The sequence below is a fragment of the Anaerorhabdus sp. genome (genome assembly GCF_036637135.1).
Lineage (GTDB): Bacteria > Bacillota_I > Bacilli_A > Erysipelotrichales > Erysipelotrichaceae > Anaerorhabdus.
In genome coordinates this window covers 15,290-32,502 of the sequence record NZ_JAVWNC010000009.1, presented here as the reverse complement: position 1 = coordinate 32,502, position 17,213 = coordinate 15,290, and the positions used below count along the sequence as shown (strand labels likewise).

Below are 17,213 nucleotides of genomic sequence, written 5' to 3'. Positions count from 1 at the left end.
GAGAAAAAAATGAAAAAACTAATTTATATTTTAATGGCAACACTATTAATAACAGGTTGTACAACACAAGGCAATAAAACGGAATCTAAAGAAAATGCAATGGAAGAAACACCGCAATATGAAGTAATGTATGGAAAAATTAAGACAATGACTGGAAATGAAATTGTTATTGACCTTGCGAAGGATCCATTTGTAGATGAATCAGTAATTGATGAGAATCCAGAAGCACAAGAGGGTGAAGTTATAGCAGCAACTACACTCGAAGCAAGTACAACGATGAGTGATGCAGCAGCAAGTGATGCAAAAGAGAACGAAGCAAAGATGGAATTAGAGTATACAGGTGAATCAATCAGTTTGATAGTACCTACAGGAGTAGAAATCTTTGATTTTATAAAAGGTGGAGAGTTAAAATTAACAGATATGAAAGAAGGATCCGTTATTACAATAACAAAAGATGAGAAAACAGGAGAACTTGTAAAAGTTGGTGTCATCGAAAAATAATGATTAAGATTCAAGAGGTAAACAAATCATATTTCATGAAAAGTGACTCTTTACATGTATTGAAGAATGTTAGTTTAGAAATAGAAAAAGGTGAGTATATTTCTATTTTAGGTAAATCAGGTTCTGGTAAAACTACATTAATGAATATTATTGGGTGTATGGATATGCTTGACGATGGTAGCTATTTTATAGATGGAATTGAAATAGGTAGTTTATCACAAGATGAATTAGCAAGTGTACGCAATGAGAAGATTGGGTTCATCTTTCAAAAATATCATTTAATTCATACATATACAGTATTACAAAATGTAATGTTGCCGTTGTTGATTCGTGGTGTTTCTAGAAGTGAAGCGACTCAAAAAGCAAAAACAATGTTAGCACTTGTAGGATTAGAAAATCGTGAAAAACATAAGCCACAGGAGCTATCAGGAGGTCAACAGCAACGTGTTGCTATTGCCAGGGCACTTGTTACAGATCCGAAAATACTCCTTGCAGATGAACCTACAGGGGCATTAGACTCGAAAACAGGTGAAGAGATTTTGGAACTATTTAAAACTTTACATCAACAAGGAAACACAATCATTGTGATTACACATGATTTAAAAGTGGCAAAGCAAAGTGAAAAGATTTATACACTTGAAGATGGACAATTTATAGATAAAATATACTAAAAAAGACCAATCCAATTAGGGTTGGTCTTCTATTATTTAACTCGTTATTTAAATATCTTGATTGTTCCATCTTCATTGAGATGATTAAGTAATGATAGTGTAATTGGTAAACCAAATAAACCGAGAACACCAAATAGTTTTGTACCGATAAACATACTTAATAAAGTAACAACCGGATGTAATCCAATTTGTTGTCCAACAATTTTTGGTTCAATGATATTACGTATAACGGTAATGATTAGATAGACAACAAGTAATCCAATTGCCATAACATAATTACCTTGGAAAGCAGTAAGGATAATCCAAGGAATCATGATACCACCAGTACCTAAAACAGGTAGTATATCAAATACGGATATCAACAAGGCAATAAACAAAGAGTTCTCTACTCGAATTATCGATAATCCAATCGCAAGTTCAACAAAGGTAATAAACATAATCAAAGCGTAAGAGCGAATACACACAAACAAGGTACCCACGATGTAGTCTTTGATATGAGTAACAAGCGTAAATGTTTTTTGTGAAAGTTGACGTTGTAAAAATGCAACGATTTGATCATAATCAATTGCAATAAAGAATGTAGAAATCAGTGTGAATAAAATACGAATTAATAATTCAGGTAATGCACTTGCATAGTTTGTTACTGAAGAGATAACCATAACAGATAAATTTGATAATAAATCACCCAATGCTTTTAATGATTGATTTAATACATCACTTAGAGTTTGTATTAATTGAGGATCCATCGATTTAAACATACCTTCAATAACATCAAAGAATGCCATTAATGTAGGACTTAACTGAGTCGTGTAAAACTCAGGTAAAAAAGTAAATAAGTAAGCAACGCCACTTCCAATGCGTAGTGTGAGTAATACAATAATCACACCAATTGTTGAGAAGAATAAAATTACCATCAGGATAGAAGTAAGTTTTTTTGGTAATTTTAGTTTATTTGAAACCCAGTCTGTTGGTTTTTTTAAACAATATGCGATTATGAATGCGATAATGAACGGTGCTAATAAACCCAAACCATACTTAATAATAAAGAAAACAATAACTGAGATGATTGCGATATACAATGTGTTGATGATAAAATTTTTCTTTTTCTCGATATTCATCTGTACCTCCGATACCAAGTGGGTATGTATGCTATTGTAGGGTAACCTAAAATTAAAGTCAACAATACAAATTGTTGACTTTAGCAATTATAAAACTTTGGGTAAATAATATGGAAGTTGTTTTCTCCACCATGGCCAATCGTGATTTACATCAAATCCCCAATACTCAACGCAGGCAGGAATATCTTTGTATTGGAATAAAGAATCCATCTTTTTTGTATCAACTAGCATTTCATCTTCCCATTCACCTTGACCAACACATAAGATAATTTTGCGTTGTCTAAATAAATCAACATAGAAGTGATCATAGTACATATTATCCATATATTGTATTGGTGAATTGCTGTAAACTAAATCATCACTGTAGTCTTTAAAGAAGTGGTTTGCGTGATATACACCGCTTAAGGCAATGACCGAGTCGAAGAGATCGGGTCTTCTTAAAAAGAAGTTTAATGAGTGGGCTGCACCCATACTACAACCTGTTAGTAAAATGTCGTATTCAATATTACTGTTTGCGTCACGATTTATTTGTTTTACACGAGGCACAAATTCATCACAAATATAACTGTACCAACGTTCATGTTGCTCAATGCGTTGGCGAGGGGTACTGTTTGTATTTGACCAGGACTCTAAATCAATACTATCTACGCAGAAGAATTGAATTTGTCCTTGATCAATAAACTTTTGACAAGATTCAATCATTCTAAAATTCTCAAAGTCAAAATAGCGCCCATCTTGTGCAGGGAATACAATACAGGGTTTACCAGCATGACCGTATACTTTGAATTCCATATCACGCCCTAAACTAAAACTATATTCTTGAAAATATTCGATTTTCATTACGATCTCCTTTGTATTATTGTTGTAACTGATGGATGAAACTTAATGCTTGTTTGGTATTATCGAATCGAGCTGTATACATTTGATTGCCCATTGCTTCCGCAAGAATTAATGGCATTCTTTCACACATACACATTTGATTAGCATACTTCTTTAAAATTTCAGCGTGCGATAATTTGTGTTTTAATCCATCACGTCTTCCATAATAAACGCAAACATAAGGACGATGATCTACATCAAATCGACCTTCATTAAAACAAATCATATTTGCCCATATTTGATAAACGCTAATATCACTCGCAAAGTTCATCATATCAGGAGTGTATCCACCTGGAGGACGCATATTCACCTCAAGGGCAACTAAGTCGCCTTTTTTACCGATGCCTTCTTTATCATGAAGTAATCGGAAATACTCACAATGGAAGAAACGACTTCTTACATTAAATGCATGAATTACTTTTCTTCCTATTTCTTGTAAATCAGCGGGAATTTTTTTATATGAATAATAGAAGATTTCTTTTTTCTCATTTACGATATCCATAATGGATGTTGGAAATTGATGAGCTGTTTCATAAATAATATTGGAATCTTGATCACATATACCATCATATGAAATGATTTCTCCATCAATAAATTCTTCCATAATGAATTGACGTGTAGGTAGATTCTTATAGAAACGAACTAATTCTTTCTCGTTAGATAATTTATATGTAGTTGAAGCACCAACACCACTATCTGGTTTAACAATCACAGGATAACCGACAGTCTCAATAAATAAACGTGCTTGATCGATGGTAGAAACTAAATGATAACGTGCTGTTACAACACCAGCTTCTTGATAAAACTGCTTCATTTGAGATTTATATTTATAAGGACCAATATCTTTATATTGAACTCCAGATTGTATATTGAAATCAGTTCTTAACTTAGCATCTTGTGTAAGCCAGTATTCATTATTGGATTCAATCCAATCAATTTTTCCATATTTAAAAGAAAAATAAGCAACCGCTTTAAAAACTTGATTATAATCTTCCAATGATTGGACTTGATAGTAATCATCTAAGGATTCCTTACATAAAGGATTTAGTTGTTGTAGTGAATCTTCACCAATTCCAAGTGTTCTAACACCATTATTTTTAAGTGCGTCACAAAACAAGTAATAGGACTTTGGAAAGTTTGGTGAAATAAAAATAAAATTCATCAAACTGTACCTCTCTTTATAACATTATATCAAACATGAATAAAAAAAGAAGTGAGATTTAAGAATAACCTTGTTTATATAGAATTATTATTTGTGGCACAACTGTATTTGACCTATAATGTAATCAATAAAAAGTTGTAGCAAAAGGAGAATAAATATGGAAATCAAAGAAATTATTGAAAAGGTTAAGGGATTCTATTCAGGAAAGGACTATCAGGGTAATTCAATTGATGATTTAAAAACACGGGATCAGGTGTTATTTGGTGATGTTACTCAAGAGTGTACAGGGATTGTAACAACTTGTTATTGTTCGATAGATGTAATCAAGGAAGCTATTGAACACAAAGCGAATCTTATTATTTGTCACGAATCAGCATTTTATAATCGTGGTGCAAATACGGAAAGTATGAATAGAAATAAAACATTAGTAGAGAAAAGACGATTGTTAGAAGAACATCACATTGTTGTGTGGAGAAATCATGACTACATTCATTCAGGTATGATGAATGAAAAGAATGAATTAACTGATGGTATATTTTATGGATTAATGAAAGTGTTAGCGTGGGATAAATATTTAATTGCACCAATACGTACACCAATGTTATTTGAACTACCACAAACAAATACAGAAGACTTATGTCGTTATCTCATAGAAAAATTACATTTGAATGGAATTAAAATAATAGGTAATCGAAATGCAGTGATTAAAAAAGTATTAATTGCTGAACACATCATGGGTGAAGATGATTATCGAAAAATTGAAATGATTGAAGATCATGATATTGATTGTGTAATCGCGATGGAATGTATTGATTTTACAGTTTCAAGTTACATTAAAGATGCTGCAGAACTTGGACAATCCAAAGTTATTTTAGCCGTTGGACATTTCAATGTAGAAGAACCAGGAATGGATTATCTTGCGCAAATATTAAAAGATGGAATTCAAATTGATTTACCTGTTCGTTTTGTTCAATCAGGTGATATGTATCAGTTTATTACAAAATAAAATAAGGACCGAAGTCCTTATTTACTGAATTGCATATTATATAAATGAGCGTATGTTTTTCCGTTCTGAAGTAATTCATCATGGCTACCTTCCTCAACAATACCTTCTTCCGATAAGACTAATATCTTTTTGGCATTGCGTATTGTGGATAAGCGATGTGCAATAACAAAAGTAGTTCTATTTTTTGCTAGACTTTCTAGTGAATCTTGGACTACTTTTTCACTTTCGTTGTCTAATGCACTAGTAGCTTCATCAAAGATGAGGATAGGTGGATTCTTTAAGAATACACGTGCAATCGCTAAACGTTGTTTTTGACCACCAGACAATTTTACACCACGTTGACCAATGTCAGTGTTATAGCCATCAGGTAAATCAAGAATGAAGTCATGAGCGTTTGCGTTTTTTGCAGCTTCTAGTATTTCATCATCTGTAGCATCAGGTTTACCATAACGAATGTTGTCTAAAATTGTTCCGGTGAATAGATATACATCTTGTTGAACAATGCCTATTTTAGAACGAAGTGATTTCATCTTAACATCACGGATATCGTGACCATCAATTGTAATCTCACCTTCACTTACTTCATAAAATCGAGGTATGAGAGAACATAAGGTTGTTTTCCCAGCGCCTGATGATCCGACCAATGCGATATATTCACCAGGGGTAACATCTAAATTAATATCTTGTAAGACATAGTCAGATTTCTCATTATAACGAAAACCTACATGTTTGAATGAAACAGCACCTTTTACATCATCAAGTTCAATAGCGCCTTTTTTATCAGTGATATCTGGCTCTATCTCTAATATTTCCATAAAACGATCAAATCCAGTAATACCTTCTTGGAATTGTTCAGTAAAGTTGATTAGCTTTTTAATTGGATCAGTAAAGTTGCCAATATATAATAAGAAAGTTAATAAATCTCCAATAACAATAATACCATTACCAATAAACATAGAACCTGCAATAATTACGATTACAGTTACTAAAGTTATAAAGGCACCTAATCCTGAATGGAATTGAGCCATGGCTAAGTAGCTTTTTGACTTACTTTGTACATAATTGTTGTTTTCATAATCAAACTTTTCAATCTCATCTGATTCATTCGCAAATGATTTAACAACACGAATACCAGATAAATTATCTTCTATACGAGCATTAATTTCTCCTACTCTTTTCTTATTTAATTTAAATGCTTTCTTCATTTTGCGATTGCAATAGAAAGTGAATATAATCATAGGAGGTAAAGTAATGAAGACAATGAATGTTAATTGTGGATTGATATTTAATAAGATAATAAACGCCCCAACAAATTTAATGATAGATATGACGATATCTTCAGGTCCATGATGATACAACTCAGCTAGTGAGAATAAATCGTGAGTTAATCGTGACATCAAAATACCAGTTTTTTGTTCATCATAGAAACTAAAAGAAAGCTTTTGATAATGTGTAAATAAATCATTACGCATGTCATGTTCCATGTAGACGCCCATTAAGTGACCTTTATAGGTGATAAAGAAATTAGCGGCAAACTCAATAAGAGCTAGTCCTACCATGAATGCACCGATTGTGTAAATTGCATTGAATTCTATGGGTGTTTTTACAAGAATAGTATTTGTAATTTCTCTCGTACATAAAGGTAAAATAAGAGATATTGCAGCAACTACTAAAGCGCAAAACATATCTGCGAAGAATAATTTCTTGTAAGGTTTGTAATAAGATAAAAATTTCTTTACTCTGTTATTCATTTTGATTCCCCCTTTAAAACCTTTATTAAGTTTACGCTAAATCAATGAAAAATGATAGATTTAGTCATTGCATTTCAAACTGAAAGTGATACAATGATTATTGTACTAATAAACTAATACAATAGAATAGCGGAGGATATATGAAGAAAGTATTAAAGTGGATAGGAATTATTCTAGGAATAATTGTGGTAGGATTTATAGCATTGAATTTTCTAATGCCTAAACCAACTCCATCAGAGACAGAAGAGATGAATCAAGTCATGAATGAGATGATGATGGGGGAAACAACACAAAGTGATGTTGTAGAAACAGAAAAAGGTATTGTGTATAACGGGAAAGTTGTACCAGTAGATACTTATTATTATACAAAGGATCCAACCTTAACATTCAATCAAGTATATGTTAAAGAAGGAGATATCATCGAAGATAAAACACTCTTATTTGATTATAAGATTGATGGAAGCATTGATGCTCAAATCGATGTTTTAGAAAAAGATTTCTTAAATATGAAACAAGAATTAGATGATTATTATACTCGTTTAGAAAACATCAAGGGTGAAATTGCGGGTGCAAATCAAGAGGATAAAGCTTATATTAATTTCCTCAATGTTGAATTGAATAATGCAGATAAGAAAATTAGCGAAATTAAAGTTCAATGGACCAATGCAGAAGCAAGTATTGAAAAACTAAAAAAGATGAAAAAAGATGGCAAGGTTGTATCTGATATTGGTGGACTAATTTATAAAGTAAACGAATCAAATTCAATTGATCCATCAAGTAAAACAGGTAGCGCTTATATTGTTTTATATTCAACAGCAAAGAAAGTAAGAATTAGCGTATCTGAATATGAATATCAATTAGTATCTGTAGGGCAAGATGTAGAAGTTACAATTGAAAGTACAAATGAAAATTACACATGTAAGATTATTGCGGTTGATACGATGCCTAATAATTTAGAAACAGAAGATACTTCTTATTACAATGTTGAGGTTGAAATACCAGCAGAGGTTCCATATGGTTATAGTGCAATCGTAACGGTACCTAGACAATGAGCGAAGTAGTAATTGAATGTAGGGATATAAGAAAGATATACAATCCGGGTGCCAATGAAACACATGCACTTGCGGGTGTATCATTTAAGATCCATCGTGGTGAATTTGTATCGATCATTGGAGCAAGTGGTAGTGGTAAATCAACACTCTTGAATACACTTGGGTTACTTGATAAACCAACAAGTGGAGAATATTATTTGAATGGCGAAAATGTAACGAGTTATTCTGAAAAACAATTAACGAATCTACGATTAAAGAAGTTTGGATTCATTTTCCAATCATTTAATTTAATGAACAATATTACTTGTTTAAAAAATGTTGAACTACCTATGTTGTATGCAGGTATCCCTGCAGCTAAAAGAAAAAAACTAGCTGAAGAAAAAATGGATCGTATGATGATTAAGAATCAAGCAAATAAAAAACCGATGACATTATCTGGTGGACAAAGACAAAGGGTAGCGATTGCACGTGCATTAGTTAATAATCCAGAAGTCATCTTTGCGGATGAACCAACAGGGGCATTAGATTCAAAAACAACAGTGAGTATCTTAGATTTATTAAGAGAACTCAATGAACAAGGAAACACAATTGTTGTCGTTACACACGATATGAATGTAGCGAAAACTGCAAAACGAATCATCACAATTAAAGATGGATTAATAGAAAGTGATGTGAGTAATGTATGATATTTGAATATGTAAAACTATCGATTAAGGAATTATTGAACAATAAACTTCGTTCTTTCTTATCATTAATTGGGATTGTTATTGGGGTTGCGGTTGTCTTTATCATCTTCTCAATATCAGATATTGCGAATGTAGCGATTACTAACCAAATTACGGGTACCAACGGATCTGTAAATATCAATTATGTTCAAGATCGTACGGATAAAGTACAGGTATTAAATCAATCTATGAATTCAAACTTTGGTGGAGCAGGTACTAAACAATATGTATTCGATTTAAATGACTTAAATGAATTAAAACTAGTAGAGGGTGTAGATGATGCGATTGCAGTTGCAACTTCGTATGAAAATGTAAAAGTAAATCGTGAAGCATTCCAAGTTGCAGTTAGAACAGCACCTGAAAATTTTATGAGTTTCTACGAATTTAAAATCATTGCGGGTAAAGCAATTGAGGATTATCCTCAAGAGGAAAGAATAAATCTTGCATTAGTAAATGACAAGTTATTAGAAAATTATTTAAATATGACACCGCAAGAAGTAATTGGACAAAAGATTAAAATTAAAAATCGTTTGTTTACGATATGTGGAGTCACGGATACGCCAAATCAAAATTTAGGAACTATGGTTGCGATTGACCATGAAGCATATGATTTAATGTATTCGAAAGGGACTGTACAATACTTATCCGTAAAAGTGAAAGATGGACAAGATTTAGAAATTACTTCTGCGAAAGCGGTAGATCGTTTAAATGAAATTCATGGGTACATCGATACCAAAAATGGATACGCTTTAGAAGATTTATCTTTCTTTATCTCACAAGTAACACAAGTTACAGGTATTCTATCTTTGGTCATGGGTATTATAGCTTCCATTTCACTACTTGTTGCAGGTATTGGTGTAATGAATATCATGTTGGTAAGTGTTATAGAACGTACTCGTGAGATTGGTGTTAAGCGTGCTATAGGTGCAAGTAAATCCGCAATACGTATCCAATTTATAGTAGAATCGTGTCTATTGACTCTGATTGGTGGTATAATAGGTGTTGGAATTGGCATAGGTGTAATTAAGATTGCGCTTATCGTATTGAATATGCAACTACCAATAAATGTTTCGTATGTAATTTTTGCCTTAGTATTCTCAATTACTCTTGGAATACTATTTGGATATTTACCTTCTAAACGTGCTGCAAACCTCAATATTATTGAAGCGATCCAATCTGAATAATTAAGGAGGACAAAATGACATTTTTAGAAGAATTAAGAAAAGAAAATATTCAAGCAATGAAAGATAAAGACACTTTAAAGAAAGGTGTTTACTCTCTTTTAATCTCCGCAATAAATCTTGCAGAGAAAGAAAAAGGTGAACCACTTACAAAAGAAGAAGCACTTAAATTTGTACAAAGAGAAGTTAAACAAGCTAAAGAAACTTTAGATTTAACTCCCAAAGACCGTACAGAGTTAATTGAAGAATCTAAAAAGAAAATAGAATTACTTGAAAGTTATTTACCAAAACAATTGAGTGTTGAAGAATTGGAAAAAGAAATTCAAGTATTCTTAGCTGAACATAGTTTAGAACCAATCAAAAAGAACCAAGGTGAAATTACTAAAGGTTTAATGGCTAAACTACAAGGTGCTACGGATGGTAAGAGTATCAACATGGCATTATCTAAAATATTAAAGTAAACAAAAACGCTAGGAAATAAATTCCCAGCGTTTTTTTTCTAATGATAAAAGGGATTTCTTCCCCAACACTTTAATTATATCACTTAATAAAAATAAGTATAGACTACTAATAATTTGAATGTGAGGTATTATAAAGATGTAAATAGAGGAACTACTGAAAGGAGGTACTCAATTACATATGAAAAAGGTGTTACTAGAATATTAAGTCAAGTTTTCAAATAACTTGCAGATAAGGATTTGAAAACGGAAATAGTTTTATGATTACATGTGAATAGAAAGTAAAGTCTGCAGAGGGTAGACCAATGGACAAGATTTCGTAAAAATTAAATAATTTGAAAACTCATTAATAATTGAGATATTAGAGATAGATCTAAATAAGAAAAGATAAAATGAAAAGTAATGTTTGCGCATTACTTTTTTTGTTTTTTTATGAAGATAAGGATAACGATAGATATAAGACTTATGATTTGCATCACATGCATGGATTTCGTTATTTTAGATAAGGTTTGTTCAAAAGTATCGCGATAAGTTACTGAATAAGTGGAATCATTGAAGTTTTCAATATTACAATGGGTTTGGCACAATTCTCGATCTTGAATATGATTATCAAAGGTTCTAAAGTCTTTTGATGATAAACCTTGATCAACTGGAGTATATAATTCAGGATATAATCTTTGAAAACCAGTATATGTTTTAACAAATGTCTTTTTATAAACATCATATTCTTCAGGAGTAAACTTTTTAGTAGTTGTAGGTTGGTTTATATAACTAACACATGAAATAGACGAAATCACTAAAACAAGAGTGATTAGAATAGATGATATCAACTGCGATTTCTTTTGTTTTAAACCGGAATACTTATTCTTCATCATAGAACCAAATTCATAAATAAGCATACCTAAGATCCCAATCATTGGTAAATAATTAATGTAGTCTTTTAATGTTATGAATAAATTAAAATCCAAATTCATTGCATTCATACTAGAATCATAAGGAAGTCCTACAATGTTCATGAAGTATTCAACGAATTCTGGTGAGGTAGGTAGAAACTTAATGACAACAGATGGAATGATGAATGTGGAAATGATAATGAAATACATCAACCAGTTGATATTTGTATCTTCAACATTGTGATTATATTTTTTGATTCTATTGAGATGAATTAGGTGATATGTAAAAGATATTGTTGCGAATACAAGATAAATGAATAAAGAAAGTTCAAGCAACTTTGTTGCAAAGTAAATTGCAAAGAAGACGAGTAACCCAATAATTAGTATCGCTTTAGTAATAATATTCTTTTTATCTTTATTGAGTTCGATTAACTCTTTAAAGGTATCTTGTGTTGAGGTTGTTGGAGTTAATCTTTCTGCATTTAATAATTCATCAATGGATATTCCATAAAGATTGGCTAAATCAACAATTGATTCCAATTCAGGATATCCTTGATCTCTTTCCCATTTACTGACTGTTTTATTAGAAACATTTAAGGCGTCTGCAACTTCTTGTTGGGTTAAATTTCTTTCTTTTCTTAATATTGTAAGGAAATTACCTAATTGTTTCATATTTTTTCTCCTTTATGTGATTCAATCTTAATCTTTGTATCTTATGAAGTACACGCATGGAGCATAGAAATTAGTCTATTTTGCGTAGAATGAGCTTTAAATACACATCTTTATTCAATCTTAACATAATTCCTATTTTATTTTTACCGTCTTAACAACATTGTTTCTATACTGTGTGTATACGGAGGTAGTTATTATGGTATTAGACAAATTAGGACAAGGATTTTTAGAAGTAATCGCTTCAGTTAAAGAGTATTTAATCAATAATCAAGGGTTGATGTTAATATTTATGTTAGTAGGATTGCCTATTCTTTCTATAGTTGCGATGTTTGCGATCGTCTTTGCAATCATGTATCCTATCTCATTATTAGCTGCATTATTTTAAATCTTTATACAATCTTAATACGGAGTTCATATTCTTTATAACTTCTTATTAGAGGTGGTGCTAGAATTTGTCAATGAACATAAGTTTGATGTTCGTAGGGAGGCTTATTTATATGGATATTGCAATGATTTTATTATTGATTGTTTCTGTGCTAAGTGTGGGATTACTCATTAATTGGTGTCAAAAACAATTAAACAGGGAGTAATAAGAAAGAGGTCATTATGCCAATAGGAATGATATTTTTAGGAATTATATTAGTAGCTCTTGGATTGTATTTGCTTTATGCATTAATTAATCCAGAGAAATTCTAGGGGAGGATAGCTATGTTACAAATAGCATGTACAATATTGTTATATCTATTATTGGTAATTCCAGTAGGGAATTATTTATATAAAGTAGCAACATTCAAGCATACATTTATGGATCGAGTTCTTGATAAAGTAGATCATGTCATCTACAAATTCTGTGGAATTGATATGAATCAAGAAATGGATTGGAAAAAGTATGCATTTTCTTTGGTTTTAACCAATGCAGTAATGCTTTTAATAGGATATTTAATTTTAAGAGTTCAAGCATTACCACTATTTAATCCAAATGGTATTGGTGGTATGGAATCAACTTTATCATTTAATACAGTAATTAGTTTTATGACAAATACAAATTTACAACACTATTCAGGTGAAAGTGGATTATCATTTTTATCACAAATGATGGTGATTACCTTCATGATGTTTACTTCTGCAGCGAGTGGTTATGCAGCATGTATTGCATTTGTGAGAGGTTTAGTTGGTAAAGATAAAACGAACATGGGTAATTTCTTTGTGGATTTCACACGTATTATCACACGTGTTTTATTACCTTTATCAATCATCGTTAGTTTGTTGTTGGTATGGCAAGGAGTTCCTCAAACGTTATCGGGAAATGTTATTGCACAAACCATTGGTGGTGCATATCAAGATATTGCAAGGGGTCCTGTTGCAGCATTAGAATCAATTAAACATATTGGTACAAATGGTGGTGGTTTCTTTGGTGCAAACTCATCGATGCCATTTGAAAATCCAACAATTATTTCAAATATTATTGAACTTTATTCCATGATGATTCTACCTGGAGCATGCGTAATCATGTTCGGTAAAATGGTTGATGAAAGAAAAGGATCAAATAAGAAGAGTATTTTCGGTAGTGAAGGTCGTACCATCTTTATTGCAATGGGAATTTTATTCCTTGTTAGTTTGAGTTTATGTTACTTCGCAGAACAAGCAGGCAACCCCGCATTACAACAAGTCGGGTTATCACAAGTTATGGGTAATATGGAAGGTAAAGAAGTGCGATTTGGTATAAGTCAATCTGCTTTATTTACAACGACAACAACCGCATTTACAACAGGTACTGTTAATAACATGCATGATACTTTAACACCAATGGGTGGCTTTGTACCCCTATTAAATATGATGTTAAATCTTGTGTTTGGTGGTAAGGGTGTTGGATTAATGAACATGATTATTTATGTCATTCTTACAGTATTTATTTGTGGATTGATGATTGGTAGAACACCTGAGTATTTAGGTAAAAAAATTGGTGGCAAAGAAATGAAACTCACAGCATTGTGTATTATCATTCATCCACTTCTAATCTTGGCATTCTCTGCACTAGCAGTAAGTATGCAAGGAGGATTACAAGGTATATCAAATCCTGGATTCCACGGGTTAACTCAAGTTTTATATGAATTCTCATCGTCAGCAGCAAACAATGGTTCAGGTTTTGAAGGTCTTGCGGATAACAATGTCTTCTGGAATGTGACAACAGGATTAGTTATGTTCTTCGGACGTTATCTTGCGATTGTAATTCAATTGGCTATTGCCGGTTCATTAATGAAGAAACAATTTGTTGCGGAAACTGTCGGAACATTGAAAACAAGTACAGTTACATTCACAATTGCTTTAGTGTTAATTATTTACATCTTTGCAGCATTAACATTCTTCCCAGCATTATCATTGGGACCTGTTGCAGAACACTTTATGTTGTGGGGTTAGGGAGATAAAATATGAAACAAACTAAGAAAAGTAAATTTATTACAAAAGAAATATTAATTGATTCAATTAAAGGTGCATTTATCAAATTGAATCCGATGTATATGATCAAGAATCCTGTTATGTTTGTAGTCGAAGTAGGATTTGTCATTACTTTAGTGTTATCAATCTTCCCAGATATTTTTGGTAAAGATCAAAATAACTTACAAACTTATAACATGATAGTTAGCGTTGTTTTGTTTGTCACAGTACTCTTCGCAAACTTTGCTGAAGCAGTTGCAGAGGGGCGTGGCAAAGCACAAGCTGCAACATTAAAGAAAACACAAAAAGATACAAAGGCTCGTTTGTTAGATGATAGCGGGAATGAAACAATAGTAAGTTCAAGTGAACTTAGAAAAGGTGATGTTGTCATCGTATCGGTGGGTGAATTAATTCCAAATGATGGTGAAGTAATCGAAGGTGTCGCTAGCGTTGATGAATCTGCAATTACTGGTGAATCTGCACCTGTTGTAAGAGAAAGTGGTGGGGATTTCTGTAGTGTTACAGGAGGAACTACGGTAGTTAGTGATTATTTAAAGATTAGAATTACATCAGATCCTGGGAATAGTTTCCTTGATCGTATGATTGCTTTAGTAGAAGGTGCTTCAAGAAAGAAAACGCCTAATGAAATTGCATTAAATACATTATTAGTTTCACTTACGATTATTTTCTTAATTGTAATTGTGACTTTATATCCAATTGGTAAATACAGTGGTGTAACATTACCAATATCAACATTGATTGCGTTAACTGTATGTTTAATTCCTACAACAATTGGTGGATTATTATCAGCAATTGGTATTGCGGGTATGGACCGTGTAACTCGCTTCAATGTCATCGCTATGTCTGGTAAAGCAGTAGAAGTTTGTGGTGATGTTGATACGATGATTCTTGATAAAACAGGAACAATTACTTTTGGAAATCGTTTGGCTGCAGAATTTCTACCAGTTGAAGGAATTGATTTAGATGAATTAGTTGAAACTGCAATGATTTCATCTCTATTTGATGAAACACCAGAGGGTAAATCAACTGTTGATTTAGGAAAGAAATTAGGATTTGAAGTTCCTAAAGTAGAAGCTAATGAAATCCTAGAATTCTCCGCTCAAACAAGAATGAGTGGTGTAAACTTAAGTAATGGAGTCAAAATCCGTAAGGGTGCAAGTGATGCAATTAGTCATTATGTTATCGACTTAGGCGGTAAGATTCCAAGTGATCTAAAGAAACATGTTGATGATGTTGCTTACCTTGGTGGGACACCATTAACCGTATGTGCAGACAATAAAATTCTGGGTGTTATTTATTTAAAAGATACTGTTAAACCTGGAATGAGAGAAAGATTTGAACGTTTACGTGCTATTGGTATTAAAACAATTATGTGTACAGGTGATAACCCACTTACTGCTGCAACAATTGCAGGTGAAGCAGGAGTTGATGACTTTGTTGCGGAATGTAAACCAGAAGACAAAATTGCAGTTATTAAAGCGGAACAAGACAAAGGTAAAATTGTTGCGATGACAGGAGATGGTACAAATGATGCACCAGCACTTGCTCAAGCAAATGTAGGTCTTGCGATGAACAGTGGTACAACCGCTGCTAAGGAAGCTGCCAACATGGTTGATTTGGATTCAGATCCAACCAAGATTCTAGAAGTTGTTGAGATTGGTAAACAAATGTTAATTACTCGTGGTAGTTTAACTACATTCTCAATTGCAAATGATATCGCAAAATATTTCGCAATTATTCCTGCAATGTTCATGGTTGCAATTCCTCAACTTGCAGTGCTTAATATTATGCAATTAGCGTCACCACTAAGTGCTATTCTATCTGCGCTTATCTTCAATGCTATTATTATTCCATGCTTAATACCACTTGCAATGAAGGGTGTTAAATATCGTCCAATGTCAAGTAACAAGATGTTGATTCGTAACTTATTGATTTATGGTGTTGGTGGCGTTATTACACCATTCATAGCAATTAAAGTTATTGATATTATTATTCATCCATTATTAACGATGATTGGTTTATAAAAGGAGAAAGACAATGAAAGATTTATTTCATGGATTTAAAAGGGTATGTTTACTTACAATTTCATTCCTTGTAATATGTGGACTTATTTATCCACTTGTTCTTACAGGAATTGCACAAGTCATTTTTCCTAAACAAGCAAATGGAAGTTTGATTGAAGTGAATGGTGAGGTTGTAGGTACAGAATTAATGGGACAAGATTTTAATGAACCTTACTTCTTAAAATGTAGACCATCTGCAGTTAACTACAACACATATACACAAGAAGAAAAAGACAATGGAGATTATGCAGGAGTATCGTCAGGTTCAAATAACTATGCTCCTACTAATCCGGAATTAGCTAAACGTGTTGAACAAGATATCCAAGACTTCTTAGCAAGTAATCCAACTGTAGCAATGGATCAAATACCTACTGATTTATTGACTGCATCAGGTTCAGGTTTAGATCCACATATCTCAGTAGAATCCGCAAAGATTCAACTTGCATCAGTAGCTGAAGCATCGGGTTTATCCATGGATACTTTGAATCAAATTGTAGAACACAATACAACTGATAAAGTATTAGGTATTTTTGGAGAAAAATATGTGAATGTAATAAAAGTTAACTTAGAAATCGCTAAAGAAATGGGATTATTAAAGTAAATAGTAAGAAATGATTTAATGCG

General features: G+C 32.3%; 17 protein-coding genes. 12 read left to right on the top strand and 5 right to left on the bottom strand.

Annotated elements, in window-relative coordinates; all coding sequences use genetic code 11:
• The first annotated feature begins 9 nt into the window (after window positions 1-9).
• Window positions 10-501, top strand: a complete 492-nt coding sequence (locus tag RR643_RS02880; RefSeq protein WP_332482271.1) for a hypothetical protein — start codon at window positions 10-12, stop codon at window positions 499-501.
• Window positions 501-1,172, top strand: coding sequence for an ABC transporter ATP-binding protein (locus RR643_RS02875; protein ID WP_332468572.1), 672 nt, complete (start codon window positions 501-503; stop codon window positions 1,170-1,172). The genes RR643_RS02880 and RR643_RS02875 overlap by 1 nt, the downstream gene beginning before the upstream one ends.
• Window positions 1,173-1,216: 44 nt before the next feature.
• Here RR643_RS02875 and ytvI read toward each other — a convergent pair whose 3' ends face one another.
• The 3 genes from ytvI to RR643_RS02860 form a co-directional block, all read right to left on the bottom strand.
• The gene (ytvI, locus tag RR643_RS02870; protein ID WP_332468573.1) at window positions 1,217-2,290 is read right to left on the bottom strand and encodes a sporulation integral membrane protein YtvI; all 1,074 of its coding nucleotides are present in this window, start codon (window positions 2,288-2,290) and stop codon (window positions 1,217-1,219) included.
• Window positions 2,291-2,377: 87 nt separating this feature from the next.
• On the bottom strand, window positions 2,378-3,130 hold the full coding sequence (locus RR643_RS02865; protein ID WP_332482270.1) for an esterase family protein: 753 nt from the start codon (window positions 3,128-3,130) through the stop codon (window positions 2,378-2,380).
• Between the two features lie 16 nt (window positions 3,131-3,146).
• Window positions 3,147-4,331, bottom strand: a complete 1,185-nt coding sequence (locus RR643_RS02860) for an ATP-grasp domain-containing protein (RefSeq protein WP_332482269.1) — start codon at window positions 4,329-4,331, stop codon at window positions 3,147-3,149.
• Window positions 4,332-4,488: 157 nt separating this feature from the next.
• On the opposite strand from RR643_RS02860, the gene RR643_RS02855 reads away from it, so the two are divergent.
• Complete coding sequence (locus RR643_RS02855; RefSeq protein ID WP_332472267.1) at window positions 4,489-5,337, top strand: Nif3-like dinuclear metal center hexameric protein; 849 nt, start codon at window positions 4,489-4,491, stop codon at window positions 5,335-5,337.
• Between the two features lie 17 nt (window positions 5,338-5,354).
• On the opposite strand, the gene RR643_RS02850 is transcribed toward RR643_RS02855, so the two are convergent.
• Window positions 5,355-7,088: an ABC transporter ATP-binding protein gene (locus tag RR643_RS02850; protein ID WP_332468577.1), complete on the bottom strand. Its 1,734-nt coding sequence runs from the start codon at window positions 7,086-7,088 to the stop codon at window positions 5,355-5,357.
• Window positions 7,089-7,228: 140 nt separating this feature from the next.
• Between RR643_RS02850 and RR643_RS02845 the strand changes: the two genes are divergently transcribed.
• From RR643_RS02845 to RR643_RS02830, 4 genes are read left to right on the top strand one after another with little or no spacing between them, the layout of a single operon-like run.
• Complete coding sequence (locus tag RR643_RS02845; RefSeq protein WP_332468578.1) at window positions 7,229-8,140, top strand: hypothetical protein; 912 nt, start codon at window positions 7,229-7,231, stop codon at window positions 8,138-8,140.
• Window positions 8,137-8,826 (top strand): ABC transporter ATP-binding protein, encoded by a 690-nt coding sequence (locus RR643_RS02840; protein WP_332482268.1) that lies wholly within the window; start codon window positions 8,137-8,139, stop codon window positions 8,824-8,826. The genes RR643_RS02845 and RR643_RS02840 overlap by 4 nt, the downstream gene beginning before the upstream one ends.
• Window positions 8,823-10,049, top strand: a complete 1,227-nt coding sequence (locus RR643_RS02835) for an ABC transporter permease (protein WP_332482267.1) — start codon at window positions 8,823-8,825, stop codon at window positions 10,047-10,049. Before RR643_RS02840 ends, RR643_RS02835 begins: the two co-directional genes overlap by 4 nt.
• A 14-nt stretch (window positions 10,050-10,063) precedes the next feature.
• On the top strand, window positions 10,064-10,507 hold the full coding sequence (locus tag RR643_RS02830) for a GatB/YqeY domain-containing protein (RefSeq protein ID WP_332468581.1): 444 nt from the start codon (window positions 10,064-10,066) through the stop codon (window positions 10,505-10,507).
• A 410-nt stretch (window positions 10,508-10,917) separates the two neighbouring features.
• Here the strand turns inward: RR643_RS02830 and RR643_RS02825 are convergent, their stop codons facing one another.
• Complete coding sequence (locus RR643_RS02825) at window positions 10,918-12,069, bottom strand: helix-turn-helix domain-containing protein (RefSeq protein WP_332482266.1); 1,152 nt, start codon at window positions 12,067-12,069, stop codon at window positions 10,918-10,920.
• Between the two features lie 196 nt (window positions 12,070-12,265).
• Between RR643_RS02825 and RR643_RS02820 the strand changes: the two genes are divergently transcribed.
• The 5 genes from RR643_RS02820 (at window position 12,266) to RR643_RS02800 (ending at window position 17,190) form a co-directional block, all read left to right on the top strand.
• Window positions 12,266-12,454, top strand: coding sequence for a hypothetical protein (locus RR643_RS02820; RefSeq protein ID WP_332482265.1), 189 nt, complete (start codon window positions 12,266-12,268; stop codon window positions 12,452-12,454).
• A 221-nt stretch (window positions 12,455-12,675) separates the two neighbouring features.
• Window positions 12,676-12,765 carry a K(+)-transporting ATPase subunit F gene (kdpF, locus tag RR643_RS02815; RefSeq protein WP_332468584.1) on the top strand — a complete coding sequence of 30 codons (90 nt, stop codon included), beginning with the start codon at window positions 12,676-12,678 and terminating at the stop codon, window positions 12,763-12,765.
• A gap of 12 nt (window positions 12,766-12,777) precedes the next feature.
• On the top strand, window positions 12,778-14,487 hold the full coding sequence (gene kdpA / locus RR643_RS02810) for a potassium-transporting ATPase subunit KdpA (protein WP_332482264.1): 1,710 nt from the start codon (window positions 12,778-12,780) through the stop codon (window positions 14,485-14,487).
• Between the two features lie 11 nt (window positions 14,488-14,498).
• Window positions 14,499-16,550: a potassium-transporting ATPase subunit KdpB gene (kdpB, locus tag RR643_RS02805; protein ID WP_332468586.1), complete on the top strand. Its 2,052-nt coding sequence runs from the start codon at window positions 14,499-14,501 to the stop codon at window positions 16,548-16,550.
• A 13-nt stretch (window positions 16,551-16,563) separates the two neighbouring features.
• Entirely contained in the window at window positions 16,564-17,190 is a 627-nt protein-coding gene (locus RR643_RS02800) for a K(+)-transporting ATPase subunit C (protein WP_332482263.1), read from the top strand.
• Window positions 17,191-17,213: the final 23 nt, after the last annotated feature.

Excerpts from the sequence above, each read along its gene's own strand:
- RR643_RS02880 (WP_332482271.1), top strand. The coding sequence starts at position 10 with ATGAAAAAACTAATTTATATTTTAATGGCAACACTATTAATAACAGGT.
- RR643_RS02875 (WP_332468572.1), top strand. The coding sequence starts at position 501 with ATGATTAAGATTCAAGAGGTAAACAAATCATATTTCATGAAAAGTGAC.
- ytvI (WP_332468573.1), bottom strand. The coding sequence starts at position 2,290 with ATGAATATCGAGAAAAAGAAAAATTTTATCATCAACACATTGTATATC.
- RR643_RS02865 (WP_332482270.1), bottom strand. The coding sequence starts at position 3,130 with ATGAAAATCGAATATTTTCAAGAATATAGTTTTAGTTTAGGGCGTGAT.
- RR643_RS02860 (WP_332482269.1), bottom strand. The coding sequence starts at position 4,331 with ATGAATTTTATTTTTATTTCACCAAACTTTCCAAAGTCCTATTACTTG.
- RR643_RS02855 (WP_332472267.1), top strand. The coding sequence starts at position 4,489 with ATGGAAATCAAAGAAATTATTGAAAAGGTTAAGGGATTCTATTCAGGA.
- RR643_RS02850 (WP_332468577.1), bottom strand. The coding sequence starts at position 7,088 with ATGAATAACAGAGTAAAGAAATTTTTATCTTATTACAAACCTTACAAG.
- RR643_RS02845 (WP_332468578.1), top strand. The coding sequence starts at position 7,229 with ATGAAGAAAGTATTAAAGTGGATAGGAATTATTCTAGGAATAATTGTG.
- RR643_RS02840 (WP_332482268.1), top strand. The coding sequence starts at position 8,137 with ATGAGCGAAGTAGTAATTGAATGTAGGGATATAAGAAAGATATACAAT.
- RR643_RS02835 (WP_332482267.1), top strand. The coding sequence starts at position 8,823 with ATGATATTTGAATATGTAAAACTATCGATTAAGGAATTATTGAACAAT.
- RR643_RS02830 (WP_332468581.1), top strand. The coding sequence starts at position 10,064 with ATGACATTTTTAGAAGAATTAAGAAAAGAAAATATTCAAGCAATGAAA.
- RR643_RS02825 (WP_332482266.1), bottom strand. The coding sequence starts at position 12,069 with ATGAAACAATTAGGTAATTTCCTTACAATATTAAGAAAAGAAAGAAAT.
- RR643_RS02820 (WP_332482265.1), top strand. The coding sequence starts at position 12,266 with ATGGTATTAGACAAATTAGGACAAGGATTTTTAGAAGTAATCGCTTCA.
- kdpF (WP_332468584.1), top strand. The coding sequence starts at position 12,676 with ATGCCAATAGGAATGATATTTTTAGGAATTATATTAGTAGCTCTTGGA.
- kdpA (WP_332482264.1), top strand. The coding sequence starts at position 12,778 with ATGTTACAAATAGCATGTACAATATTGTTATATCTATTATTGGTAATT.
- kdpB (WP_332468586.1), top strand. The coding sequence starts at position 14,499 with ATGAAACAAACTAAGAAAAGTAAATTTATTACAAAAGAAATATTAATT.
- RR643_RS02800 (WP_332482263.1), top strand. The coding sequence starts at position 16,564 with ATGAAAGATTTATTTCATGGATTTAAAAGGGTATGTTTACTTACAATT.